The organism is Gimesia chilikensis (assembly GCF_007744075.1).
GTDB classification, from domain to species: Bacteria; Planctomycetota; Planctomycetia; order Planctomycetales; family Planctomycetaceae; genus Gimesia; species Gimesia chilikensis_A.
Genome location: NZ_CP036266.1, coordinates 1354952 through 1380421 on the forward strand (window position 1 = coordinate 1354952; position 25470 = coordinate 1380421).

General features: G+C 52.2%; 12 protein-coding genes. 1 reads left to right on the plus strand and 11 read right to left on the minus strand.

What is annotated here, in order from left to right:
• Positions 1-8: 8 nt before the first annotated feature.
• A complete protein-coding gene (locus tag HG66A1_RS05310) occupies positions 9-6623 on the plus strand; it encodes a hypothetical protein (RefSeq protein WP_145181184.1) in 6615 nt (2204 codons plus the stop codon).
• A 6-nt stretch (positions 6624-6629) separates the two neighbouring features.
• Here HG66A1_RS05310 and HG66A1_RS05315 read toward each other — a convergent pair whose 3' ends face one another.
• The 11 genes from HG66A1_RS05315 to HG66A1_RS05365 form a co-directional block, all read right to left on the minus strand.
• On the minus strand, positions 6630-8627 hold the full coding sequence (locus HG66A1_RS05315) for a PDZ domain-containing protein (protein ID WP_145181185.1): 1998 nt from the start codon (positions 8625-8627) through the stop codon (positions 6630-6632).
• A gap of 21 nt (positions 8628-8648) precedes the next feature.
• Positions 8649-9692 carry a S1C family serine protease gene (locus tag HG66A1_RS05320; protein ID WP_145181186.1) on the minus strand — a complete coding sequence of 348 codons (1044 nt, stop codon included), beginning with the start codon at positions 9690-9692 and terminating at the stop codon, positions 8649-8651.
• A 29-nt stretch (positions 9693-9721) separates the two neighbouring features.
• Positions 9722-11479, minus strand: coding sequence for a S1C family serine protease (locus tag HG66A1_RS05325; RefSeq protein WP_145181187.1), 1758 nt, complete (start codon positions 11477-11479; stop codon positions 9722-9724).
• A gap of 68 nt (positions 11480-11547) precedes the next feature.
• Positions 11548-12714 carry an NPCBM/NEW2 domain-containing protein gene (locus HG66A1_RS05330; RefSeq protein WP_145181188.1) on the minus strand — a complete coding sequence of 389 codons (1167 nt, stop codon included), beginning with the start codon at positions 12712-12714 and terminating at the stop codon, positions 11548-11550.
• A gap of 54 nt (positions 12715-12768) precedes the next feature.
• Positions 12769-13911, minus strand: a complete 1143-nt coding sequence (locus HG66A1_RS05335) for a hypothetical protein (protein WP_145181189.1) — start codon at positions 13909-13911, stop codon at positions 12769-12771.
• Positions 13912-13947: 36 nt separating this feature from the next.
• Positions 13948-15711, minus strand: a complete 1764-nt coding sequence (locus tag HG66A1_RS05340; RefSeq protein ID WP_145181190.1) for a hypothetical protein — start codon at positions 15709-15711, stop codon at positions 13948-13950.
• 215 nt (positions 15712-15926) lie between these two features.
• Positions 15927-18401, minus strand: a complete 2475-nt coding sequence (locus HG66A1_RS05345; RefSeq protein WP_145181191.1) for a hypothetical protein — start codon at positions 18399-18401, stop codon at positions 15927-15929.
• A 74-nt stretch (positions 18402-18475) separates the two neighbouring features.
• On the minus strand, positions 18476-20935 hold the full coding sequence (locus HG66A1_RS05350; protein ID WP_145181192.1) for a vWA domain-containing protein: 2460 nt from the start codon (positions 20933-20935) through the stop codon (positions 18476-18478).
• Positions 20932-23199 (minus strand): BatA domain-containing protein, encoded by a 2268-nt coding sequence (locus tag HG66A1_RS05355; protein WP_145181193.1) that lies wholly within the window; start codon positions 23197-23199, stop codon positions 20932-20934. The genes HG66A1_RS05350 and HG66A1_RS05355 overlap by 4 nt, the downstream gene beginning before the upstream one ends.
• Before the next feature lie 46 nt (positions 23200-23245).
• On the minus strand, positions 23246-24133 hold the full coding sequence (locus HG66A1_RS05360) for a DUF58 domain-containing protein (protein ID WP_145037292.1): 888 nt from the start codon (positions 24131-24133) through the stop codon (positions 23246-23248).
• Positions 24123-25199 (minus strand): AAA family ATPase, encoded by a 1077-nt coding sequence (locus tag HG66A1_RS05365; protein WP_145037294.1) that lies wholly within the window; start codon positions 25197-25199, stop codon positions 24123-24125. The genes HG66A1_RS05360 and HG66A1_RS05365 overlap by 11 nt, the downstream gene beginning before the upstream one ends.
• Between the last annotated feature and the right edge of the window lie 271 nt (positions 25200-25470).

A 25470-nucleotide genomic window follows, 5' to 3' on the forward strand; every position in this document is an offset into this window, starting at 1 on the left:
GGTTCTGGATGTGGTTCACCATACTCTGCAGTGTTCTGGTGCTGAACCAGTTGCCCGCTGCTGAACCACAGACCGTCGACCTTTCTCCCATAGCACGGATCAGAGAAGTCACGGTGCCCGGGCAGGACCCTTCGCGCTGGCCGGAAGGCAACTGGTATCCGGTTCCTCTCAAAAAGTATGCAGCCCTCAAAGCGGCAGCGTTGAAGAAAAAAAATACACCCCCCAATTCCTGGATCCAGCAGGCAACGTATACAGCCACGCTGAAGGGGGATCATCTGGTGGACGGACAGTTGACCTGGGTGATGCATTGCTCCCGCAATGAGCCGGGATTTATCGATCTTTCGCATTTGAATCTAGCGGTTCATGAACTTAAATGGGGAAATCAGCAGGCGGTTTGGGGACTGGCCCCCGATCAGCGAACCTTACTGCTTGTCGATCACTTCAGTAAGGATCTCACGGGCAGTTGGAGTCTTAAAGGCAGGCAGCAACCGCTGCGTACGGAGTTTCAGTTTGAACTTCCGGAAACGGTGGTTTCACAGGTTCATTTGAAGGTTCCGAAGGGGAAAGTGTTGACCACTACTGTGGGGTATGTAAGTGGTCCCTTAAAAGCAGACGATCCTCAATACGATTTGTGGCAGATCGAACTGGGGGGACAATCCGCATTCAAAGTGACCGTGCATCAGGCAGAGAAGCCACAAAGTGCACCGCAGCAAATACTGTATCACCAGTTTGCTCAAGTGGGAGTTCGCGAAGACGGTCTGCGGCTCAGAGAAGATTTTCAGATCGAAGTTCTTAATACCCCAATCCAAAAGCTCGAATTTGAAGCACCCACCGAATACGAAATCTATTCGGTGAATCTGGGTAACGATCTTTCTCTTCCCTTTGAAGTCAAAAAACAACAGGGGAAACAACTGGTCATTGTCGATCTGATCGATCCGCTGCTGGGGATCAGCCGCCCCCTGTCAATCCGGGCGCTGAGTTCTCCCTCGCTGGATAATGAGATCGAAATTCCACGACTGAAATTAAAGCAGGCACACTTTCTGGGGGGAACCGTTCACCTGGATATCTCATCGCCCCTGGAAACACATGCAATTCGCTCATCCGATTTAAGGCAGACAGGTGTCCTGATTCAGGACGAGCAGGGGGAAGCCTACGATTTCAAACAGTATTCTCCCGACGCCAGACTTTCTTATCAACTGGCCCTCCCTGATCTGAACCTGTCGGCTAAAGTGCATAGCCTGGTACAGATCGAAGAGAAGAGCTGGCGTTTGAAAACACGCATTAACTGGTCTTCAGCCGCTGGTTCCACGTATCGGCTGGAAGCCATGATTCCCGCTGGTTGGGAGATTACCCAGGTCAGCAGTCCCGCAGAAAGCAGTTCAGGGAATCTGGTCTGGGACGTGGAACGAAGTGAAAAACAACAGAAACTGAGCGTACGACTTCCCGTCTCTGTCTCACCCGAAGCACCATACACACTGGAGATCCAGGCTCGCAGACTGGTTCCCGTTGCAACCCGCAACATGAATCTGTTTGGCGTCAAACCACTCGGATGTTACAGCGTGGATCGGGTTCTGGAAATCTCTGCTCCCGAACAGGTCGCCTTGCTATTTCAGCCCGATAAGGAAGTGCAGGAACTGACTACCGCTGAGTTGCCTGCCAGTTGGAAATTTCCGGCCGTGAATCAGGATGATTCCCGTTATTTCCATCTCTCTCCATATTCTGGAACTCACTGGGGAAGCCTGAGGCGTTCCGATCTGGAACAGAAGTTTGAAGTCGTTGCCAGTTCCTATATCGCGTTGAATGACAAGTCGATCCAGGAAAACTTCATTCTGAACTGTCTGCCTCCGGTTGGCGGCATTCAGCGGGTGCTGGTCTATCTGTCTGAACCTGGTCCGCCTGTGGAATGGACTTTACCCGCCAGCAGTGGATTACAATCCAGGCTCTCCATCAAAAAACTGCCAGTCTCTGCACATCAGAAATGGTATCTCCCCAACCTGGGAGAGCTCTGGGAGCTCTCTTTTACGGCTCCCGTATTCAAAGAGATCGAAATACGGGGAGAGCGTCAGCGACCGTTTGGTAAAAACGTGCGTGCTTCTCTGGTCTTCGCACCGCAGGCTCAGCCGTTCCAGGGAGTCGTGCGGGTTCTCAATTCGAATGAACTCAATCTGCGTATGAAAACGGAAGGGCTTCTGCTCCCTCCGGATTCACAGGAACGAACCAGTAACCAGCGCAATCAGCGAAACTATGAATGGAATTACGAGCAGCCTCTCGGATCTCTGACGATTACCCGGGCTTCCGATTTGCCAGAGAACGCACTCGAGCAGGGAACCGCTACACTCGTGATTGACTCCCGGCTGGGTCACGGAAATGGCGAACCGGACGTGCATGAGGCTACGATTACACTGGATCTGTCCAAGACATTTGAAGATAAATTTCTGTTTCGGTTTCCAGCTGCGGTAAAACTGATCTCTACCTCTGTTAACGATCGCCGCATCACACCGATCGAGGCAGAAGGCCAGTTTCTGGTTCCGCTGTTCGACCAGTTGGATACATATCGAATTACGATTCACTACCAGACCCAGGCACCGGAAAACCGGTTGACCGCCTCCAGACAGATTCCATTCCCCCAGATTAATCAGCGTGTCTTGGAGACAGACTGGAATTTCATCGTTCCCAAAGGAATCCGCCTGCTCAGCGGACCAGCAAATATGGTGCTGCAGGAACCTCTGCCGGCTGAATCATTGACACGTCGTTTTCTGGGAGTGCTGGGTAGAGAGTCTACCGCAAACCCGACTGAAGGGACTGAGTGGAATGCGCTGGTCTTATTTCCGGTGAGCTTCGGTACTTTGGAGACAACGAATATCACGGAATCTGGGATTCTCTCCTGGATGATGCTGCTTTTAACTCTGTTCTGTGGATTGTTGCTGCGAATATTCCGCGTTGGTTTACGGGATAAAATCTGTATCGTGGTGGCATTGAGTGCTCTGTTACTTTCCTGGAACCTGTCTTACCCACTGGCCCAGATATCGGGTAGTTGCTTTACCGGTCTGTTGATCGTGATGTTGATTCCCCGCCGGTTCCTTAGACAGGAAATCGTCAAACCGATTGAAGATCAGAGTACGAAAGCCTACGAGCAACCTCTGTCATCAATGTATTCGGCTGCCCGGCTGCTGCTGTTTGTCGTATTGGGCTATTCCGTAGCGACCGCTCATGCTCAGAATGGGGCAGGTCCTGGCCAGGCATCAGACAGTCGCCGCACAGTCACACTGAATGAAATGGTTCTGCTACCGGAATCCACAGATACCTCGCGCGAGTCTTATGCCTACCTGAGTCCGCAACTGCTGCAGGCATTGGAAAACTTCGTCAATGAAGCTGCTCAACCGGAGTATCTTCTCTCAGCGGCTCATTACCAGGGGGAGATCCAGGATAACCAGCTGTTAACACTCCAGGCCCGCTTCAGTGTCGAAATTCCCTCCGAACGTACGGAAGTGAAGATTCAACTCCCCATTCAAGGGGGGAATCTGAGTGGACCGGAATCCTGCCGCGTTGACGGTAAGGTCGTTCCGGTATTACTGGCGTCTGATGGCCAGAGTATTCTGGTTACGGTTGATAATGAAGTCCTGCCTGCAACGATTTCCAGGTCAGCATCAGATGGCCCTGTAGAAGCAGTCCGACCTGTCCTGCCTTATTCCTATCAGAAACATGAAATCGAACTGAAGCTGCATCCCGCAGTCAGGTTCAGTGCAAACGGCGGACAGTTTGAACTGGCGATTCCGCCTGTAGCCACAAATGATTTTGTGTGTGCGTTTCACGAACCGGTTCAACTCGTCGAACTGTTTGAATCAACGGGGATTTCACGTTATCAGCTGGGGGGTAAAAAAGAGTTTTCCACCTTCTTCAAAGAGAACAGGCAACTCAAACTGAAGTGGTTTAATAACCGGGACTCAGAGGTCAGCCCCTTGAACCTGTCAGCATCGGTTTTGACCAACGCCGATATTTCTCCGTCACTGATTCGCATGGATGTGCAGGTGAAATACAATGTGCTGAACGGAAAAGTCGATTACCTGTTCTGGAAACTACCCGTAGGTACAATTGTCCGCAGCATCAAAGTGGCGGGCATGACAGTCACGCCTGCCATCACCAGATCTGAAGATGGTAAGCAGGAAGAACTGCTGCTCGAATTGTCGGAATCGAAAGAAGGAGAGTTCATCGTCGATGCGGTACTCGAATTGCCCGTCAATTATGGGTTAGACTCCGTCATTCTGCCTCCACTCGATTTCAGCTCTGGCAAACTGGACTCGCAATCTGCCACCATCAAAATCAATTCCTGGCAGGTAGGCGTCCGAACTGGCCCCGAGTTCGATATTGAACAGGCAGGGGCATTGCCCGAAGGAGTGCTTTCGATTTCGTCCAAGACGCCCAGTAAACAGATTGAAAGCAGTATTCTCAAGTCTTCCGCTCTGCTGTTTCAACTCAACCAGCCTGCCCAGATCGCATTGAAGCTGATTCCCAAAAATCCACAGCGATCGGCACGGGTTAATCAGTCGCTGGTCGTAAATCAGAAAAACATCGACTGGACCTTTGCTGCAGAATTGCGCATCAGTCAGGCACCGGCATTTCGGCATACCCTGATCGTGCCCGAGGCCCTGCGGATCGAATCCCTCTCAGTCAAAGAAGAAGATGTGGAACGTCTGGCACACTGGCATCGGATCGGCAACCGCATCACGCTGTTCCTCAAAAATAAAACATCCGGTTTGCAGGATCTGACACTCAAAGGCTGGCTGCCGGTTCGGAAGATGGGAAGCATGTCTATTCCCAATATTCAGATTGTAGATGTAACCGTTGATGACTCAATTCTGACACTGTTCAAAAAGCCTCAAGTTGATGTGAAACTGGTTTCATCCAATTATCGAACTCTGCAGGACGAAGCCCCACAGCCAGCATCCGCAGAACACTCGACTCTGGTAGGCCGCTATCAGATGCTGAATTCTGACTCGGGCCCGATTCAACTCTCGCTCAAGCCGCGTAATTCGGTGACAACCGTTGATACCCTGACCATTGTAGATGCTCTGGAAGATCATCGGATGGAATTGACGCAGACACTCAGGTTTACTCAACCCGTGGGTGAAGTTCAGAAACCGCAGATCCTGATTCCTGCTGAGTATGGTGATGAATTTTCGCTGGACGGTATGCCTTTCGAACTGCTCGACAAAATGGCTGATGGACTCCAGCGTGTTGAACTGGATCCGACTGGTTCTCCGACACGTGAAAAGACCGTCACCGTCCGGGGGACTATTATTAAACCTCTGGGAGAACTGACAATTCCTCCTGTAATCCTGGAGAATGCCCAGGGACAAAATCACTATCTGCTGCTGTCTGACAATCAGGAGTTTAAGCTGGCAGACAAAAAATTGCGGAAACCATTGGCAGCTGACCAGATACCACGTTGGGTTCAGGCCCGTTGTGATTCAGCACCGCACTTCGACTGTAATCGCGTATTCTCTACCACCCAGCTTCCCTGGCGTCTGACTCCTGAAAACCAGAAAGAAGGAGTCGCGAATGCAGAGTCCATTCCTTTTATGGAAACGGAAATCATCCTGAGCAATCAGGATTTCGTGCACGGACTGACGCATATCAGACTGTTTAACCAGACCAGCCGTGCACTCACTCTCACCTGGCCGGGTAAAACCAAACTGATGGCGGTACTGATTAACGGCGAAAATGATACAACGCTTAAACAGGATACCGGAACGCTGGAAATTCCCCTCAATGGGGGACCGCAATTTTATAACATTACATTGTTCTGGGAATCGTATCAGATTGAGCATGAGTATTTTGTGGATCATGTCTGGCTGGAGACACCACGGCCGGTTAACTTCCCGGTGGATCAGAATCTGGTCAAAATCGTAACCTCAGAAAATCACCGCACGTTTCTGACCGACTATGTGAACCCGTTTACCTATTATGCAGACAAGCTCGAAGCTCAAATCAAAATTGCCGGAATCGAACTGGAACTCTCAGAGGATGGCTTTATCTCTCCCGAAACCTGGGATTCCATTTCACGCGAATACAATGAGCTGGAATCAATCGCGACCGACTCTCGACAGCAGCGGGATGCTGTCAGCGACGAGTTAAACCGCTTTGCCGATTTACGGGAACGGGTCTTTTTCCTCAGGCAATACGTGGACTCTGACCAGAAAGCCAAATCGGCCCCCGATTCCTTCGTCAGTCAGTTTCACCAGAAACTGGAACCAGTCTCAGCCAGTAAGATCCGTTATTATGCCGGACCATTGAACAGCGATTCCGATACAGTTCCTCTCTCTGCCTGGGTGATTCCAAACCTGTATCTCAACCTCATTCTGGGAGGACTGGGCTTGCTGATCCTGTTGCCGATTCTGGGGCGATGCGTGCAGTCTCGTTCGGCTGACTGGTTGAATCTGCACCCCGCAGTTGCCTTGCTGGTGCTGGGAGCCATCTGGCTATTCTTCCTCTCACCTGTTTACCTGGGTCTGTTTATTTTAGCCACGGCGGTTCTGATGGCTTATCGCGACCGGGAACCGGAGATCCAGGAATCAAATCATTCCGTAGCCAGTTCTACGGGAATTCCCAGCGCTCAAGAATAAGTGTCCTTAAATCCGGTCCAGGCTGTCGGCCCAGCGACCAATTTCTTCGAGAAATGGTTTCTCAGGATACTCGCCCGGTTGCTGATCATTTTTGATGAGCTGAAACACCGTGGGGTAATTCATCTCACGGATCAGGTCCAGCCGGGGTTGAAGTAGCTGGTTCAAAGGATTGTGGGCATTCAGAGCGAAGTACAGGCTCAATGGATAATCCGGGTCGGTTTCCGGAGGAAGGCTTTTGAGAGACCCTTCGGTGACCGCAACACCCCGAAACAGTTCTCGATATTTAAATGCGAGATCAAAAGCGAAATCAGCTCCGTCAGCATGACTCAGCAGGAAGATCCGCGTGGGATCGATGTCATACCGCTGCTGCATCGACTTCACAACCGCCTCTACAAATTCTGTTTCATTCCGGTTCCAGCGAATCACATCCTCCGCTGTAGGCCCGACGATGATGATCCCCCGCTGCTCACAGATACTCTTCCATTCATTGAAAATGGTTGATTCCATTGTGTTTCCGGGAGGATGAATCCAGACCATCAAACCGTACTCGTAGTCAGGATGATAATTCTCCGGCACATAGGCCCAGTAACTCGAATCACTGCCAGGCAGCTTCTCTTTGTAGTGGCCTACTTTGATATTCTGCGTTTTATTTTCCTGGGCGGTCCGGGAGGGGATCGCCTGTGTGGGGATTTCTGCGGGAACAGCATCAGGAGTCTTCTGCAGTTTGACGTCCAGCTTCACTGGTTTCTCATCGCGTGAAATCAGCAGGGATGCCTGGTCTTCAGGACGCAGATGGTTCACCAGAAATGCCAGCATTTCCGCACTGGTGACTTTCTGCTGATTAAATTCCAGGATCCGATCTTTGGCCTTCACACCGGCTTTTTCAGCAGCGGAATCGGGAATTACATAGCGTACCCCGACGCCGGTCGTTGTCTGATTCTGAGCCTCTCTGACAGGGAGAATCCCCAGGAAGCCGGATTCGAAGGGTACCAGTTTTTCTGTCAGAGTGGCTTTGAAGGTTAACGGTTCTTTGGCTCCTTCACGGGTCACGGTCAGGCTGACTGTGTCGCCTGCGTACAGGCTCATCAGGACCGATTTCACCTCGGAGTGCAATCCCACAGGTTTGTCGTTCAACTTGATAAGCGTGTCCCCTGCTTTGAGACCCGCTTCCTGTGCAGGGCTACCATAACGGACACGATCCAGATTCATTTCGGTCGAGAGATCCCCTTTGCCACTCAGGGTGATTCCCAGCAGCCCGGGATGGAGATCCTTACCGGTATTCAGACGGGGGATGACTTTCAACACGTCGGACATGGGGATCGCAAAACCGATCCCTGAGTCATACCATTCGACTCCTGCAGTCTCTCCTGTTGCACCGGGAGAAAGCGGAACGAGGATGCCCATCAGCCGTCCCTGGATATCAACGAGGGGACCACCATAATTGATGGGAGAAATCTTGGCATCGGTCTGGATCGCCTTCCCCCAGATACGTTCCAGGGCGCTGACAATACCAACCGAGATACTGGGCTGATCCAGTTCAAAGGTGCGTCCCAGCGCGATCGACCACATCCCGACCTGCAGATCTTTTTCCGGGACAGCGGTCGGAATCGGCAGATTATCCGCTTCAATTTTAAGTAGGGTCAGCATTCGCAGATGATCGGTAGCCACAACGACGGCAGGGAAGCGACGCCCATCGGGCAATGTCACCAGGATTGAGGACGGCTTGCCGATGAAATTGAAGGCGCTGGAGATAATCAGGCCGTCCCGGCTGACGACGACTCCTGATGTTGGGCCGGTACCGGTAATCAGTTTTCCTACCCGGTCCTGTCCGCCTACCGTTTCGATACGTACGATGGAAGGGTTCATCAGCGCTGCAGCCTGTTTAAAGGCACGTTCCTCCAGGCTCTCCAGATCAGAGGCAGGGGCCTGGGCCGGCAGGGGAGAATTCCCTAGACCGCACACGGTCCAGAACAGCAGCAGTGACAGAATTAAATGTCTTCTCATAACAGGGGTATCACTCTTTTATTATTTTTCGGGCGGGACCTGGAGTTCAACGGCAACCAGCTGGTTTTCTCTGCGGACGACCAGCCTGACGGTATCACCGGCTTCCAGTTTCCCCAGCTCTGATTTGAGGGTTTTACAGGACTTGATCAATTCATCATTTACAAAGACCACCAGGTCGTCGGGTTTAAGACCTGCCTTCGCGACCTGGGAACCGGGGAGCACAGTGTCGATAAAAGCGGGGGTACGAAATAAGACATCGGGGACCATCACCAGACCAAAATCAATCGGTTTGTAACGTTCAACGATGGTAGGTTCCGGTTCATTCTGGTCTTCGCTGGATTCGAATTTGCCGGTCACGATCTGCCTGATGCTTTTACTCAGCACATCGATGGGCAGGGAATAATTCACCCAGGTATTCGTCTTGGCGTTACGTACCTGTTTGCCAATCATTCCCAGTAGTTTGCCATCATAGGTCATGATCACCCCGCCAGCCGCTCCGGGGTTATTCGTAATCGCGTCTACCACGTATACGTCACCTGTGTAAGAAAGCTCGAAGGCACCTCTTCGTCGGGGCAGATCGGTGCGGGCTTCAATGACACCATGCAGCACGGAGACCGGTTCGTCTCCCGTGGCGACACGAAACATATTACTGAAACCCAGGATCCGTGTGCCTGCACCTGCGGTCGCTTTTTCTTCATAATTGAAGTAAGGCAGATTCAGGTCACGTTCGGATTTGAGTTTAATAATCGCCAGATCCAGGTGAGGTTCGGCTCCGAGAACTTCCCCTTCAAAACGTCTTCCGTCGTGCAGTACGACAGACAACTGGTCCGTATCCAGCACCGGACTCCAGATCGTGGCAATATGACCTTCTGGAGAAACCAGAAAACCGGAACTGTAGCCGTATAGGTTTTTAACTCCCCCCGCCCCAAAAATTTTGACCAGGCGTGGCAGGGCATACTGAATCGTCTCGCGCGAAGAGGCATCCAACCTGTGCATGGGAACCAACAGTGCTCCCAACAGACAGATACAGATCAGGATCGGTTTAATTAATTTAGCTTGATTCACAGAGTATTTACTTTCATCACGAAAGGATGCTATTTCCCGCTGGCGTCCGTGGTTTCCAGTTTCAGCCGATCAATTTTCAATTTCATCACAGGACGGTTTTCATACTGGACATCAAGCTCACCCGGAAATTTCTGTCCGTTGAGCGTGCGAAACTGTTCAAAGCGGATTGAACAGGGTTCTGAATTTTCCGTCAGGTAGAAATCACATCCACGCAGCGAAAGGTCCGACTTGTTGAAATACCAGCGGGAGATGGTGCCGGTTTGTGTGGCCACCATGACGTCGACCATCTCGTTTTTCCCATCCAGAGGTTCGCTGCCCAGATAATAGAAATCCGTAAAACGATCTGACTGTCCGGAGAGCAAGAGGCGGAAGTGATGCAGGGCTGCCAGCAGTCCGCCTGTTCCTGGAGGCTCGTCGACAGGCATCCCTGTTTCCAGTGATTGCAGGAAGACGTCATTACCCGATTCCAGGCCGATCCCTTTATCAGCCAGCGTGAGTGTGAAGTCTGCTCCGTTATCCAGTTTGCCGATCAGAGTCCAGTTGCCTTTGCGATCAGCGAAGTTACTGTGAGCGTGCAGCGCCTGTAACAGACGCTCCTGTTGCTGTTGATTAAAGTAATAATTAGTAAACCCGGTTTTGGGAACATACAGATGTTTGTACTGTTCCGGCGGTGCAGGGGGAGCGGGATGCCCATGAGGCATAGGGATCGGCATCTTCGGCTGTTTGGGATCCTCGTCGTCCGGTTTTTCCTCAGGGAGCATCTTGGGAGAACTGACATGTTCCTGGAGTTCCGCAGCCGTGTGCAGTGGCTGCAGACGCACATAAATTTTCGTTTTCTGCTCATCTCGACGATAGACCAGAGGCAATGTCCAGCCTGCAGGGTAAATCCCCAGGATGTTCTTGAACTGATTCACACTGCGAATGGGGCGACCGGCGAAGGAGACGATCTCATCTCCCAGCCTCAGCCCTTTGCGATAGGCGTCTGAGTCTTCCAGGATCTCAGCTACATCCACTTTGGCATCAAAGCCGGTCGCCACGGTGGCTCCCAGCGACGCATGGTCGACAATTCGGCCGCTCTTGAGATGATCCCAGAAGTGTTTGATCTGATTGATCGAAATCGCGTAGCCTGCTCCCGAATTGACGCGTCCCCGCTTTTCAAACGAGCCACGACCATTGATGCCGATCAACTCACCCTGGTCATTGAACAGGGGACCGCCCGAGTTTCCGGGGTTGATGGATGAGTCTACCTGGATACAGTCGGTGTATTCCAGGAATGTTCCAGCCGGGTACTGGTAGCGATGTACGCCGCTGACAATCCCGTAGGTGATCGTCGGCTGGAAATCGGTTGCCAGCAGGAACGGGTTACCCATCGCGTAGGCCCAGTCACCCACCTGCACTGTGTCGCTGTTTCCCAGTTTCGCGACGGGAAAATCATTACGGCCCAGCAGTTTGATCAAAGCCACATCCCCGGTCGGGTCAATGGAGACAATGACAGCGTCATACAGCTTGCCGTCATTCAGCCCACATTTCATGAAGTTGCCCGCTCCGGAAACGACGTGGAAATTGGTCAGCGCGTAGCCATCAGGAGTGACGAGGACACCCGAGCCACCCCCATCACCAGCACCACCGAAGATGGCAACCACTGAAGGTGAGACGGCTTTGATGACATCAATTCGCTGCTTCTGGGCAGCCAGTACGGCTGGATCTACATTCGAAGTGTCAGCTGACGCGGGAGCCTGGCAGAGCAGGCTGAGGATCAACAGCGCACAGACAAAAACGTTCTGCATTGATTTCCCTTATCATTCAGGACCGCAGTAGACAACCCGTTTTCGGGAGAGTCATCAACGAATCCGGCTTATTTAATCAGGCGGGCATTACACAGATCCAGGTGATCGCAGATTTCCAGGTTATCTCCAAAATCAACCAGGATCTCCAGGTCACGGACGCCACTGACATCCAGATCTAAATCGACAGGTGAGTCAGAACTTTTCATGTTGCCGGCGAAGAGCGTACGGCCATTGCCTTTAATTTCCACATATACAAAACCGATACCGGGGACCGAGTCATCAATTCCCATGACAGCCCGGAAACGGCGGTAATCGTCTTTGAGTCGATACTGCAGCAGTGTTTTGGAATGAATATAGAGCCCCCGTGAGTATTCTTTGCCACCCACGCGCAGCGGTCCCCCATCGCGATGTTTGTCACGGCGATACTTCCAGACGGTGTCGAAGAAGGGCGTGTACTCAATATTACGTGGTTCCAGATCGGACAGGTAACGTACCTTTCCCTGGCTGAAATCGAGATTCGCGATTACCGAAGGAGAAAGCCTGGTGCGGGCGCCTGTCTGCAGAGTGGCTTCGAAATCTTTTCCGTTATAAGAAATCGCTGAAGCCTGCAGGGTGCCTTCATCTGTCAGCTTGATTGAACAGAAGGGGGTCGTCTCTGTCGACGCTGGACGAGCGTAAATAATGCCGAAGACCCGCTGGCGATTGACGGGGACTTCATCTTCACCGGCAAAGAACTGAATCCGGTCAGCGGTGATATTGCCGACAACACCATCAATGTAGTCGAGCACATTTTCTTTCTGGACGACCAGCAGATCCTTACTATGTTTTCCGTTAAGCAGTTTGTCCCATGATTTCTGAAGATCGGAATTCAGGGCTCCGAAGCGAACGGATGTGACCGCTTTGGTAGGAACACTCAGGCTTCCCGTCTGCTCCCCCTGCAGAACAGTCTCCCGATCATTGCTCTTCAAATCCTGAATCGGAAAGCGGGAACCATCTGTCAGCCGCACCATTAGAGGAGATTCGAGTGTGCGTTGAAAGCGATTCTGCGGGAACCGGACATTCAACACACCTGAGAGAGGATACTGTCGATCATCCTGTCCCTGCTTCAACTGGATTGTACCCTGGTTCAATGACTGCAACTGACCAGAAACACTCGTTCCCGTCAGAGAGGTCACTTCGACTCCGGGGGAGGCTGCCAGCAGCATGGTCATGGTGGCACAAAACAGGGAATGCATAAACGTCTCCAGTATTCTATTAAAATCGCGGCGAAATACGGCCTGGCATGTCGCTTATTTGCCAGAACTCGCTTTCTCGGTCGCCAGCTTTTTAAAGTACTTTTCGATGGCCTTCCGATAGTGGGAAGGGAAATTACGGTTAATGATATTTTTGGCCGATGCCTGTTTCTTGGGTGGCAGTGTTCCCCAGCCTCCATTGTTCGACAGTTTCTTCTTATCAACCTCGCCAGGAGCCGTAGACCCTTTGACGCGGCTTTCATCTGCGCCCTGCTCAGGAGAACCGGAACTGCTGGGACCCGCACCGGAAGAGGGGCTGTTTTTAGACTGGTCTTCCATTTTCTTGATCATCTTGTCGAGAGCCGCGATGATTTCATCTTCCACTTTCTGAGTGTCTTTCCCCGACTTACCCAGGTCAAGACGTCGCTCAACATCGCTCATCTTGCGGGAGATTTCATCAAGACTGTCTTCTTTAAGCGATGCGAGATCTGCCTGCATCAGTGTGGCCAGCTGTCGATAGCGTTCAGGGATTTCCTGAGTCCGATCAAGCAGTTGTGTCAGTGTCTTTTCACAAGCTTCTTTCTGCAGGAGATGATGCTCGCAGACCGCTTTGTAAAACAGGTATCCGGCTGGATCGACCAGTTGATCGGGTTGGATGGTATTGAAAATTACCAGTGCCTGATCGACCATGCGATACTGCGTCAGGTTACGGGCGACGTAGTATCGCAGATTGGCCAGATAGAATTGATCGGCTTTGCCCTCAACCAGGTGTGGTTGATTGGAAAAGACCGGGTACTGATCCGACAGTTGATAAGCGCGGGCCACTTCACGGGCTTCCGGTTTCACTTCGGCAAAGACCTGCATGGTCAGATTCAGTTTGTCTTCTGCATTCAGGCTGGGATTCAGTTTGGCCAGCAGGGAGGCGACCCGCTTTAACAGTGCCGGATCTTTGGCTTTCTGTCCGGCGGTCCAGGTCTCCAGCTGAACATTCAGATCGACGGCTGAAGGAGCCGCGTAGAGTACCGTCTTTTCTTCTTCAGCTGGTTTCTGCGTTTTCGTTTTTAACGGAAGGGCATCTGTCTCTGAAATCTGCCCATACACCGTCAGACCGGGACCATTCCACAGGAGCAGCAGAACGCACACTTTGAGCAGGTTTCTGATGCCGCTTTGATTCTGACAGTTGAGTAACTGCTGTTTCATCTTGGTCTGTTACCTTTGTGTAAAACAGGTACGCTGCTATTTGTTTTTTCCGGTGGCCAGAATGTAGGTGGCATTCTGGATGCGTGTCTGTCGATCCGCCAGACTCTGCAACTGTTCCAGCAGGTCTGCACGATTGGCATCTTTTTCCTGGGCCAGTTTTTCGATGCGGCGGGTTCGGTTATTCACTCGTAACTGCATGGAACGGAGCATCTTGACCTCAGCCAGCATGTCGACCAGGGATTTATCTTTGGGAGCGCCCTGTTGTTGCTGTTGTTGCTGTTTCTTCTCGTCTTCCGATTTCTCCATCTCTTTCTGCAGCGCTTCGATCATTTCTTCCAGCGTGCTGATAATGTCCTGCTCGATTTCCTGTGTCAGGGTGCCAACCTTGGTCTGGTTGAGCCGATACGAGACCGACTGCACATCCTCTCGCACCTCAGTCAGGGCTTCACCAAAGGCGACAGAGGAACCTTCGTCTTTAATCATCAGAATCGCTTTATCGACTTCAGTCCCGATCATGGTCTCTTCACGTGATAATTGTACTGCTCGTGCGGTATGACGGCTGTTGCGTTCTTTTTCTGGTACCTGATCGATCGACAGGGTGCCGGCATAGACTCGTTTCTGCTGTGCAAGAATCTTCTGCAAGCGGGCCTCCATCGCAGCCAGCTTTAATTCGCGTTCTTCTTCGCGTAACTGACGCAGCATCTCTTCCAGCTTTTCTTTGGCCTCTGTCAGTTTACGGATTGCTTCGTCCTGATGTTTCGAAGCGTTTTCCTTCTGCTGCTTCTTCAGTTCTTCAATCGCTTTTTCCATCTCCTGACGGGCTTTTTCCAGTTCTTCGCGTCCGGGAGTTTTCTGCTGTTGCTGCTGACTCTCTGACTGCGGAGACTGTTTCTGTTGCCCCTGCTGGGATTGCTGCTGTTCCTGCGATTGTTGCTGTTGAGACTGCTGCTGCTGCTGTTGTTGAGACTGCTGTCCCTGCTGAGGAGACTTTTCCTGGGGAGAGCCTTTCTGACTCTGGTCGGATTTCCCCTGTTGGGGAGATTTATTCTGAGATTTGGAATCCTGAGACTGATCCGATTTTTGATCAGACTTTGATTCGGGCTTGCCTTCTTTCGGGGCAGATTCTTTCTGCTCTCCTGATGGCTTCTGATCCGAATCTTTCTGTACCTGATTATTTTTATTTTCAGACTGCTGTGAGTCCTTATTCTTCTCCGCATCCTGCTGGTCGATCTTCGCCTCCAGCTTTTTGGCGTTATCAGCGGTCTTCTGCTGTTTATCCTGGAGATCTGCCGGGTTCCCCCCGCGTTCCGTTGCCGCTCTGACATCCCGTTCCTGGCCGATCAACCGGTTTACATCTTTAAGCAGATTCTGCAGTCGTTCTTTTTCTTTCTCCACTTCACTCATGCGGTCTTCGCTCTGAAGCAGTGCGAGCAGGGCCTGCATGTTCTGGAGCAGGTTTTCCTGCCGTTCGACCGCTTCACCCAACTGTCCGTCCTGCAGCATCTGCAGGACCCTCTGCATTTCGACCGTCATCTGGTTCTGCTTACTCTGACCAAAGGCACGAAACAGCAGGTCGGCCCGGGCTGGGTCGGTCTTTTTCATGTACTCGCCCAGATCGTGCAACGTCGATTCAAATCGCTTGAACTGCTGGGAGATCGCTTCCTGTTTATCAGAGAGATCTCGTTTCCCGTTAGCGGCCCCAGAGTCTGTGGCATTGTCCTGAGCGAAGGTCACAGGGGCACACAATAGAACGCCAGTGATCGCGAACAGCAGGCAGGCGATGCGGGGGCGATTCAACATAAGAAGTGCTCCTGACAGAAAATTCATAATGAACTCAGAACCGATAGGGAGGGAATACGTAAGGGCTGTGTCTTTCTCAACATAATGAGCGCGCTGAGAAGAAAGCACAGCGATTTATTATATCATGTCGGGGACCATGTTCGAAGCATGTTTTTGTGTTCAGTCAAAAGCGGGTGGAAAATCGCATTCTGACTGAAACGCAGATTGGCGACAGATTATTCCAGCCCCAACCCTTTGAGACGATCGAGCAGCTTGTTTTTGCGATATTTTTTTGTCTCTTCGGTTAATTCTTTTTCGCGTTCAATCAGATTCTTCAGCATTTCAATGGCTTCGTGAAACTCCAGCAGGTCCTGCATTTCATCGAGGACACTCTGCATCCGGTTCAGCATGGCATTCAGAAGTTCAATGCTGGTCTGCATTTCCGGCAAGGGGTCATTTTGTTTCTCGATAGCCAGTCGGAGCAGGCCCAGGTGTTGATCGACCTCGGGAAAGTCCTGCTCGTGGATCATGGTCAGAGGTTTGAGAATTTTGTCGTCAATCCGGCCCAGAATCTGTGCCGTGGCGACTCCGTTGTTCACCAGCTCTTCGCGGATGTCATGAAAGGATTCAACGATCGACGCGGTTTCTGTCGCATTCTTGCGGCTGCCGTACAAACTGCGATCGGCTGAAACCGCGACCGCCGTCTGGATTTCCAGCAGAGTGTCATTCCATTTGGGATCGCTTTGGCCCTGCTTTTGTTTCGCCTTGATCGATTCTGCCTGCTTGAGTTGTTCGATACGCTCGCTCAGTTCATCGCGCGTCTGTGTGACTTCTTTAAAGATTTGTTCGAAGCGTTTCCGCAGATTGAGTTCCTTGGAATAGAGCTGGGAGAGCAGCTCTTCGTCGGTAACAATTTCAAAGTGATAGGTTTCCCCATGTACCTGATGCGGGCCACTCAGATTGTCTGCATCTTCTGCATGGACGGTCAGGCTGATTTTCTGTCCGACTTTCAGATCCAATGGGAGGACCTCAAAACGTTCCCACTCCTCCTGATCATTCCGTTGTAGAGTGAACTCCCGGGGGCGTTCACTTGGTTTCTTGCGGAATGGCCGGGGACGGAAGTTTTTATCTTCATCGACCAGGAAATCAAATCGTGCTGCCTGGATACCGTAATCATCGGTAATCGTTCCCTGTACTGGAATCATCGCCTTACGGGTAATTGATTTGCCAATTCCTTTGAGCTGTGTATCAATTTTGGGTGGTTGATCGACGATCCCGTTGATACTCAAACGGATCGGTTCGGTTACCAGCAGCCCGTCTGCATCCTCTAGATAAATCCGGATCGGTTCGTCCGCCATGAGTGGAATGCGGGCAGGCAGAGAGCCACTCTGGGCCTCGGACTGAGGTTTACTTTCACTGATCAGCGTAAAGGGGATCTGGAACTGCAACTGGTTTGAACCACACATCTGTGACAGTTGGGGGCCCGTGATCTCAACCTGCGAAACGATTTCTCCCTGAGGGTTTTTCCACGCCAGATAGCTCTCGGTCTGACTGTTCTCGCGTGGTGGTTCGAGTTGCAGTTTGAGACGATCGGTTTCGAAGAGATACCGAGTGATCGGTTTGTTGGCGCTTGAGATCAGATCAAACTGAGTATTAACGGGGATCGAAATCTGGGTTCCCTGTACGGCCAGAAGATCGGGGACTGGTTTTCCTGAAGCCGGCTCAACCTGATTCAGGCCCATGTAGGGCGGGTACACACAAGAGAGTTGAATCTGGTCCAGCACGGGGTTTTCCACAATCTCAATAGTGTAAGGCTCGGGATTGGTGTAATCATTTCCCGACACCCAGACCTGAATATCTTCCAGCAGATCGGTAATCGTGTGTTTAAAACGGCCTTCTCCCATGCGGGACATTACCGTCCTGCCGCCTCCACGTCCACTTTGCATCCGGTATGTCAGTTGGACGCGTTCCGGGGCCTGCTTTCCATCTGCAGTTTCCACCAGCAGGGTCAGATCGTTACCCAGCCCGTGTTTGTAGATCTGATCCTGAAATTCTTTGACCCGGTCACCAGGCTGTGCGATGACTTTAACCACCAGCCCCGTCTCTCGATTCCAGTAATCGGTTTTTAGCTCGAGGTAACCCTTGGCCCAGCGGGCCATCGCCGGTTGATTGAACACCGCCAGCGTCAGGATGGAAATACACAGGGCCAGCGCACAAAGAAAGGCACGCCGCAGCGGACGTTTGTCAAACACATCTTCCAGCGGGAGCTGTCTGCTGCCCTCGGCGACCTCATGCACGGTCCGTTCCAGCATCGCACGGGTCAGGGCATTCTGTGGTTCTTGGGTCTCGTGCAGTTCAATCGCGGTCGCCAGCCGGTCATTCAGTTCGGGGAAGCGTCGCTCCAACACCAGTGCGAGTGCTTTGCGGCGCATTTTTTTCATCAGGCGAAAGAGCAGCAGACTGACCGCCAGCACGAGAATTGCCGAAACGGAAATCAGGACCAGCGAGGCTCGAAACCAGACCGGCAGTTCAAAATGGCTCAGCTGAAAGTAACCCCAGTCAACCAGGAAACTGGCCCAGAAGATCAGACCGATCACTGCCAGCAGACGGGCAACGCCTTCCAGCAGAATGTATCTGCGGATTTTCCCACGCAACCGATTAAGGAGATCGGTGATTTCCTGGGGGAGCGTGATTTTTGATGGTTCATTCATAGGTCTGCTTTACAATGACTTGGGACGTCGATTGAAGTGCCGGAGTTCCCTGAAATTCTTTCCATTGCTGATTGTCATGACAATTTAAACAGTTTTCGTGTCAGCCACTCCGTCGCCAGCAGGCCTGCTAACAGGAAGAAGACCCAGGCCTGGTCCCAGAGGGTTTTCAAGCGTTCGTCGATCAAAAATTCTTCACCCTGGTCGGGCAGCAGTGCAGGAATTGTTTCCGCTTCTTCCAGTGCAAGATACGCACCGCCTGTATCGCGGGCCAGTTCCTTGAGGCCTTTGACATTCTGGCTCAGTGATTCATCTTCCAGTCGCGGCAGCAACACACTCAAACTGCCATCCACGACCTGTCCCTTGGAATTCGGAACGGTCACATTGAAACGATACTTCCCGGGCAGGCTGGCTCGGAAGCTGGCCGTGTATTCTCCCGAACGGTTTCGATCCTGCATTAAGAGCAGATTAGGAACCAGGGGGCGTCCGCGCGGGTCAATGACTTCCATCGGCACCGATTCCTGAACCAGTGGCTGGAATTCGGGATTCAGCAGTCGAACCCGTACCGAGACCGTCTGTCCCAGAACATACTCATCCCGTTCGAGAATCAGGGTCCCCCGCTTCGTACCACGTCGAGTACGTCCCTGTCCGATATTACGGATCAGTTTGGTCCAGAAGCGGTCGTAGTAATCTTCATCGACGGAACGAAGACGCCACATTTCGGGGCTACCGAGGTAGAAGCAGCGGCCTTCGCCGAAATACTGTGAAGCCATCAGAATCGAAAAACCGTGTTCGGTTTGCGTTTTGGGATCGGGGAAATGAGCATAGACCGTCGCTGCAGCTTTCGCTCCGTTCGAGGGATAACAACGATACAGCCCCGGGAAGGTTTCCCAGAGCTCTTTCGAGGTCGCCGGATCGTCGGTCAGCATGAGGAAACCGGCGTCCAGTCCCGCTTGTGTCCATTCGATGCGGCGAATCTGCGTTGCTTCCTGATCGAGGTAATCCCTCACAAAGGAATTGATGAAGACCGGATACAGATCGAGAATCGACTTATACTTGTCACTTTCCAGTGACAATTTAGGGGTATAGACATCACCGGCAACCAGCACGATGCCCCCGCCCCCGGAGGAGACCCACTCATTCAGATTCAGCATCTGTTCTTCAGACAACAGACTCCAGTTCACATCGAAGGCCAGTACGACATCATACTCAAACAGGTCGGATCGTTCGGGGAATTCGTACAGCAACTGATCTGCATCCTGTGAGACACCCGGGGGAGCAGATTGCAACCAGACATCTGACTTGATAGAGGGATGTCGGTAAAGCATCGTACGGGCAAAGCGGTAATCACGCATCGGACCACCTGCAATCACCAGTACCCGAGTCGGACGGCTGAAGACATTTACCGTGTGTTCCAGTTCGTTGTCCATCGCGTTCGCATCCTGAGCCAGCTGATTGCCTCGCACCCGGATCACGTAGTTGATTTCTCCCTCTTCGGCTGGTGTCCGTTCAAATTTGACATCCAGCGGCAGGCCGTCTTCTGTCGGTAATAGAATGTCGCGAGACTCAATCACCGTTGGCTCTGCTTCTCCCGGTAGTTTTTTCAACAACTCCAGTGTGATATTTTTCCCAGGCATTCCGACCGCCTGCAGCAGAGCGGTGATTTCAAAGGCATCGCCGAACTGTACATCGGTGGGAGCGATGATTTTTGAAACCTGCAGGTTTGCCGGCCGTGTCGGGCTGCCGACACCGAGAGTAATCAGACGAACTTTGGCTTCCTTCGCTGCTTCGTTGGCAGAGAGTAAATCAGTGCCTGCATTAGAAGCACCATCGGTGGCTACGATAATTCCCGACAACGTTGAACCATTGATTTCGCGGATCAGCTGCCCCAGCTGTTCCCCCAGTCTCGTTTCGAGTCCTTGAGGTTGCAGCAGAGTGTTCCAGTCAACTTTAGTATCTGTCTCTGTGGATGTAGTATCAGCTGATGCTTCCGTATTGGAAGTTTTGTCTTGTGACGCACGCTGGAAGACATGGTGTGGCCCTTTCAGGGCCTGGTCGAACGTGTAGACACTGACCTGGTGACTCTTCTGCAGGTCTGCAATTAGAGGTGAGTCCGCGAGCAGTTTTTCTATGGCTTCCATCCGACTGGGGACGTTTCGACTGGCGGGGGAACTTGCATTCGCAGAGACCAGTTCATTCGGATGCCTCATGGAGAGTGAGGTGTCGACCAGAACCGCGACCCGGGATGGGCGGAACGACATTTTCTGTGTTCGTTCATGCGGGTTGAATACGATGACAATCAATGCAATCAGCACCGCCAGACGCAACCCGGTCAACCAGCACCGCCAGAAGACGGGCAGCTGAAACGAATCTTTCCAGATGGTGCGGATCGACAGGATCAGTACCAGTGCCAGGCCCCCCAACAGCAGCAGCCAGCCCCAGCCGGTATCGGGCGTATCGTATTCGATCGAACGAAACGCTGTAGTTTCGTCGGCAGCCAGCATCATGAATTGGGAGACAGAGCTCAGTAGGTTCATGCGGCAACGCTCGCAGTCTGGGGATGGTAGCTCAGGCGGTAGGCCAGCAGCTGTTCACAGAGCAATAGTATAAACAGGATGATCAGAATTGTGTTGGTGATTTCCCGCCCCGCTTCCTGACCCTGAATCCACTGGAATTCACCAGGTTCCTGAATCTGAATTGAGGGAGAATTTCCTAACTCGGCAGTGAGTTCATCTGTCGTCGCCAGTTCCAGGTTACTTTCGGTGACGGGGAAATTGAAAGCATACATCTGGGATTCAACAGTCTGGTCCTGACGCTTCAGCTGTACTGTGTAGACACCTGGCTGGTCGGTCTCGCGAAAAGTCGTGATCAGTTTCAGGTCACCTGAGTTACTCGCGTCGCTGTCCTGTTGGGGAGTGGCCTTGAGTCGTACGGTCCGCCCCCCGGCGGTCACGGGAGTCAGGATTTCTACTTCATCGGTATAGGTCGCTGCATCCAGTGAGAAGGCGATCGGATCCCCGGATGTCTCAGCCTGCTCGTGGGAGCGAGACTGCACCAGGTATTTCTGCAGCTCCAACTGGAAGACGATATAACTCGGATTCAGCGCCCAGGAATTCCAGGGCTCTCCTTCGCTGGTCTGGACAGGACCGGCAGAAGTCAGACAGGTAATAATGCGTCCTTTCCCCAGTCGGTGTTCCAGGATCAGCGGATCCTGATTTCTCAGCTTGGCGATGATGCTGACTCCCGAGGCAGCAGCAGCCTTATTTTGCAGCCACTCGGCAGAAATCGGGAAGTAACGCATGATCGAGACCGCTTCGATCAGGGGATTGTCCTGACCTGCGAAAACTGAAAACAGTGGATGGTCACCGACCTCCAGGTCGACCAGGGTATTCGAGTCGCGTGCAGGCAGGTCACGAGGCGCAATTTCCAGGGGCGCCGGAAACAGTCCGTTCCCTTCCTTGTAAAGTTTGTCGTTATAAAACGCAGGCTGGACCGAGGGGCCTGCGAACCAGATCAGGCCGCCCCCGTTTTTGACGAAAGTCTCCAGGGCATCAATTGCATCGAGAGGCAACTCGGCCACATTGAGCAGGTAGATATTCTTAAACTGATTCAATGGGTGTCTGCGCAGGTAGTCGACATTTTCGACCGAGGGCGCAAATCCTGTGATCGCGGCGTCGGGAGCAATCGCGGTCTGGACGTACATCCATTCGTTGCCGGAAGGATTCCCGTCCACAATCAGGACCGGATTTGACTGCTTGACGTTGATGGACAGAAAACGTTCGTTGTCGCTGTCGAGCGCATCGTTACTCAGACTGACATTAATCTGATGCAGGTTCGGTTTATTGAACACGACATCAAAATCCTGGGAGACTTCGCTGCCGGCTTCAATCTTGTCAAATACAATGCTCATCGGCAGTTTGTTCTGATCGACAAACGCCGAGACGCGGACATCTTGAGCCACCTTGTCACCAAAGTTTTTAACGCTGACACGCAACCGGAGTGGGACATCGACCGCTGCGACCTCCGTAGCGCCCGAGAGTTCCGTAATCGCCAGGTTGGGCTGTGAGTCCGGAACTGTTTTGACCAGATTGATCGTAGTCTCGTTGTTGCTCAGTTTTTCGATTGTCGCTGCGACCGATTTTTTCTCCTGCCAGTCTGCTTTGCGGAAGTCGGAAATCAGGTGCAGAGTTTTAATCACCGCCCGGTCTTCATTCAGTAGATCCGCAGCCGCTTCCAGACCCTGGTTCAGGTCCAGGCTCTGATGGGAACAGGTAAGATTACCGAGCTTGGCATCGAGTTCGTTGATCAGTTCTTCGTTGATATCACGTTGCAGGAACAGTGGAGCGTCCGCGCGGGAGAGCAGGATCAGAGAAAATTTTTCGGTGTTGGGACGACTTGTCCCCTCCGCGGCAATTTTGCGGACTACCTGCAGTCCTTCCTGAAACGCTGACTGCTCACCCCAGACGTTGCGCATGGAGCCACTGTCGTCGAGTACGATCACGTGATGCGACTTGGCTCCTTGAAACATCGAGAGCTGATCCGGATCGAGAATCAGCCGCGCAATCAGCAGCAGCAGACAGACGATTAACAGAATCCGCAGCAGCAGAAGCAGCAGTTGTTCCAGAAGCACCCGCCGCTGGTTGGTCTGCTGGCTTTGCAGCAGGAATTCCATGGCGGCAAATCGGACGCGTTTATACTGGAAGCGGTTAATCAGATGGATAATGATCGGCGCAGCGACCATCGCAACACCGGTATAGACCAGTGCTGAATTCACAAAATGTTGTGTTAACCAGGCTTCCATAAACTATTTATCAGTTGAATGTGTCAGGGGGTGGTCAATTCGTTGCTTATTGTCGGATCGACTGTTGCATGCCGATCCGGTGGTTCAGGTAATGCGCCAGTGCGGCATCAAGATACTCGCTGGTGCGAATGGTCTGATAGTCAAATTTATTGCGGGCACAACGGCGTTTTACGTCATGCAGAAATTCATGCATAGCCTTGAGATAGCCCTCGCGCAAGGAGCGGGGATCGCAGACCAGTTCGCCTGTTTCTTCCATTCCTTCGAACCGAGTCGTACCTGCATAATCAAAGTCGAGCTCCTGATCATCCAGAATGTGCAGGAGCATCAGATCGTGTCCGCGATACTGCAGCAGTCGCAGCCCTTTGAACAGACTTTCACGGTTGACGAATAAATCGGATATGAGGATGATCGTCCCTTTTTGTGATCGCGTTTCGGCGACCTCTTTTAGTACGTCATAAATGTCCGTTTTTTGAGCAGGTTTTTCTGCTGCCAGGGCACTCAGTAGTGAATTCAGGTGAGTTCGCTTACTTAGTGCAGGAACTTTGGAGCGAATGGCGTCATCGAAAGTAACGAGTCCCACTGAGTCCTGCTGTTTGAGCAGCAGGTAAGCCAGGGCGGCTGCTGCCGTACACCCGTATTCATATTTATTCAACGGTCCCGTACCAAACTGCATCGATTCGCTGACATCGACGAGCAGGGTGGTGCGGAGGTTGGTATCTTCTTCGTACTGCTTAATGTAATACTTGTCGGTTTTCGACCAGACCTTCCAGTCGATATTCCGGACGTCATCACCCGGGGCATACTCGCGGTGCTGAGCGAATTCCACCGACTGGCCGAAAAAAGGACTACGGTGCAACCCGGACAGAAAGCCTTCGACGATCGAGCGTGCCCGAATTTCCAGCCGCGAGATGCGGGAGATGGCTTCAGGCAGCAAAAATTTTCTGTAATCTTGGGTCACTGGTCAGTTCGCCTTCCTTAGACGGTGTCTCTTTTATCAAACGCTCAATCACCAGGTCGGAGGTAATCCCTTCCGATTCCGCAGCGAAGTTCGTCACGATACGATGCCGCAACACGGGAGCGGCCAGAGCGCTGATATCTTCTGTTGAGACGTGAGCGTTTCCGTTCAACAGAGCACGTGTTTTTCCACCGAGCAACAGGTTCTGTACCGCACGCGGACCAGCTCCCCAGCTCAGCCACTCATTGATGAAATCAGGGGTTCCCGGTTCATTGATCCGGGTCTGTCTGACCAGTGCCAGTGCATAATCGATGACGTGGTCCGAGACGGGGACTTGTCGTACGATCTTTTGAATCTCCAGGACATCCACGGCCGTCAGGACGTGTTCGATTTTGTCGTTAGAATCAGATGTTGTCCGGCGGGCGATCTGTCGTTCTTCCTGGAACGACGGGTACTTCACATACACTTTGAACATGAAGCGGTCCTGCTGTGCTTCAGGCAGTGAGTAGGTTCCTTCCTGTTCGATCGGGTTCTGCGTCGCCAGAACGAAGAAGGGGTCACTGAGCAGGTGCCGCGTCTGTCCGACAGTCACCTGGTGCTCCTGCATCGCTTCCAGCAGCGCTGCCTGTGTTTTAGGAGGCGTTCGGTTGATTTCATCCGCGAGGACCATATTGTGAAACAGTGGACCAGGAATGAAACGAAATTCGCGTTCGCCTGACTCGCGATTTTCCTGGAGTACGTCGGTTCCCGTAATGTCGGCGGGCATCAGGTCGGGGGTAAACTGGATGCGGCTGAACGACATCGACAGCGTTTGTGCCAGCGAGCTGATCATCAGGGTTTTCGCCAGTCCGGGTACCCCTTCCAGCAGACAGTGCCCCCGGCTGAACAGGGCAATCAGCAACTGTTCGATCACGTCATCCTGACCGACAATCACTTTTGACATTTCACCATGAATCTGCTGGTAGGCAGAACTCAGTTTATCAATCGACTCCCGCGTGATTTCCAGATCGGGAGATCCTGTGGATTCATTTTGTACGTCCGACATCCGTTTAAACACCTTTCTACAAAGGTAAACACTGCCTGCAGCAGAATGTTCCGTAAGAACTGCTGGTTCATCTCTCCTGTCTTCACAGGTAATCGACGCCGGGCGAGCACGCCAACGAGCATGCGAACCATTTCAGACAACGTGCCATTCCAAGTCTGACAAGACTCTATCGTAATGCCTGAGAATAGACTTTGCGACCATAAACCGAGAAATTACAGGGGTTTCCCGTCAATCTGGACTACCGGGAATATTCCGTACAGATCCCCATGAT

What these genes read in the sequence shown, in the direction of transcription:
- HG66A1_RS05340 (WP_145181190.1), bottom strand. Translation starts at nt 15,711, where the DNA reads ATGTTGAATCGCCCCCGCATCGCCTGCCTGCTGTTCGCGATCACTGGC.
- HG66A1_RS05345 (WP_145181191.1), bottom strand. Translation starts at nt 18,401, where the DNA reads ATGAATGAACCATCAAAAATCACGCTCCCCCAGGAAATCACCGATCTC.
- HG66A1_RS05350 (WP_145181192.1), bottom strand. Translation starts at nt 20,935, where the DNA reads ATGAACCTACTGAGCTCTGTCTCCCAATTCATGATGCTGGCTGCCGAC.
- HG66A1_RS05335 (WP_145181189.1), bottom strand. Translation starts at nt 13,911, where the DNA reads ATGAAACAGCAGTTACTCAACTGTCAGAATCAAAGCGGCATCAGAAAC.
- HG66A1_RS05310 (WP_145181184.1), top strand. Translation starts at nt 9, where the DNA reads ATGTGGTTCACCATACTCTGCAGTGTTCTGGTGCTGAACCAGTTGCCC.
- HG66A1_RS05330 (WP_145181188.1), bottom strand. Translation starts at nt 12,714, where the DNA reads ATGCATTCCCTGTTTTGTGCCACCATGACCATGCTGCTGGCAGCCTCC.
- HG66A1_RS05355 (WP_145181193.1), bottom strand. Translation starts at nt 23,199, where the DNA reads ATGGAAGCCTGGTTAACACAACATTTTGTGAATTCAGCACTGGTCTAT.
- HG66A1_RS05365 (WP_145037294.1), bottom strand. Translation starts at nt 25,199, where the DNA reads ATGTCGGACGTACAAAATGAATCCACAGGATCTCCCGATCTGGAAATC.
- HG66A1_RS05325 (WP_145181187.1), bottom strand. Translation starts at nt 11,479, where the DNA reads ATGCAGAACGTTTTTGTCTGTGCGCTGTTGATCCTCAGCCTGCTCTGC.
- HG66A1_RS05315 (WP_145181185.1), bottom strand. Translation starts at nt 8,627, where the DNA reads ATGAGAAGACATTTAATTCTGTCACTGCTGCTGTTCTGGACCGTGTGC.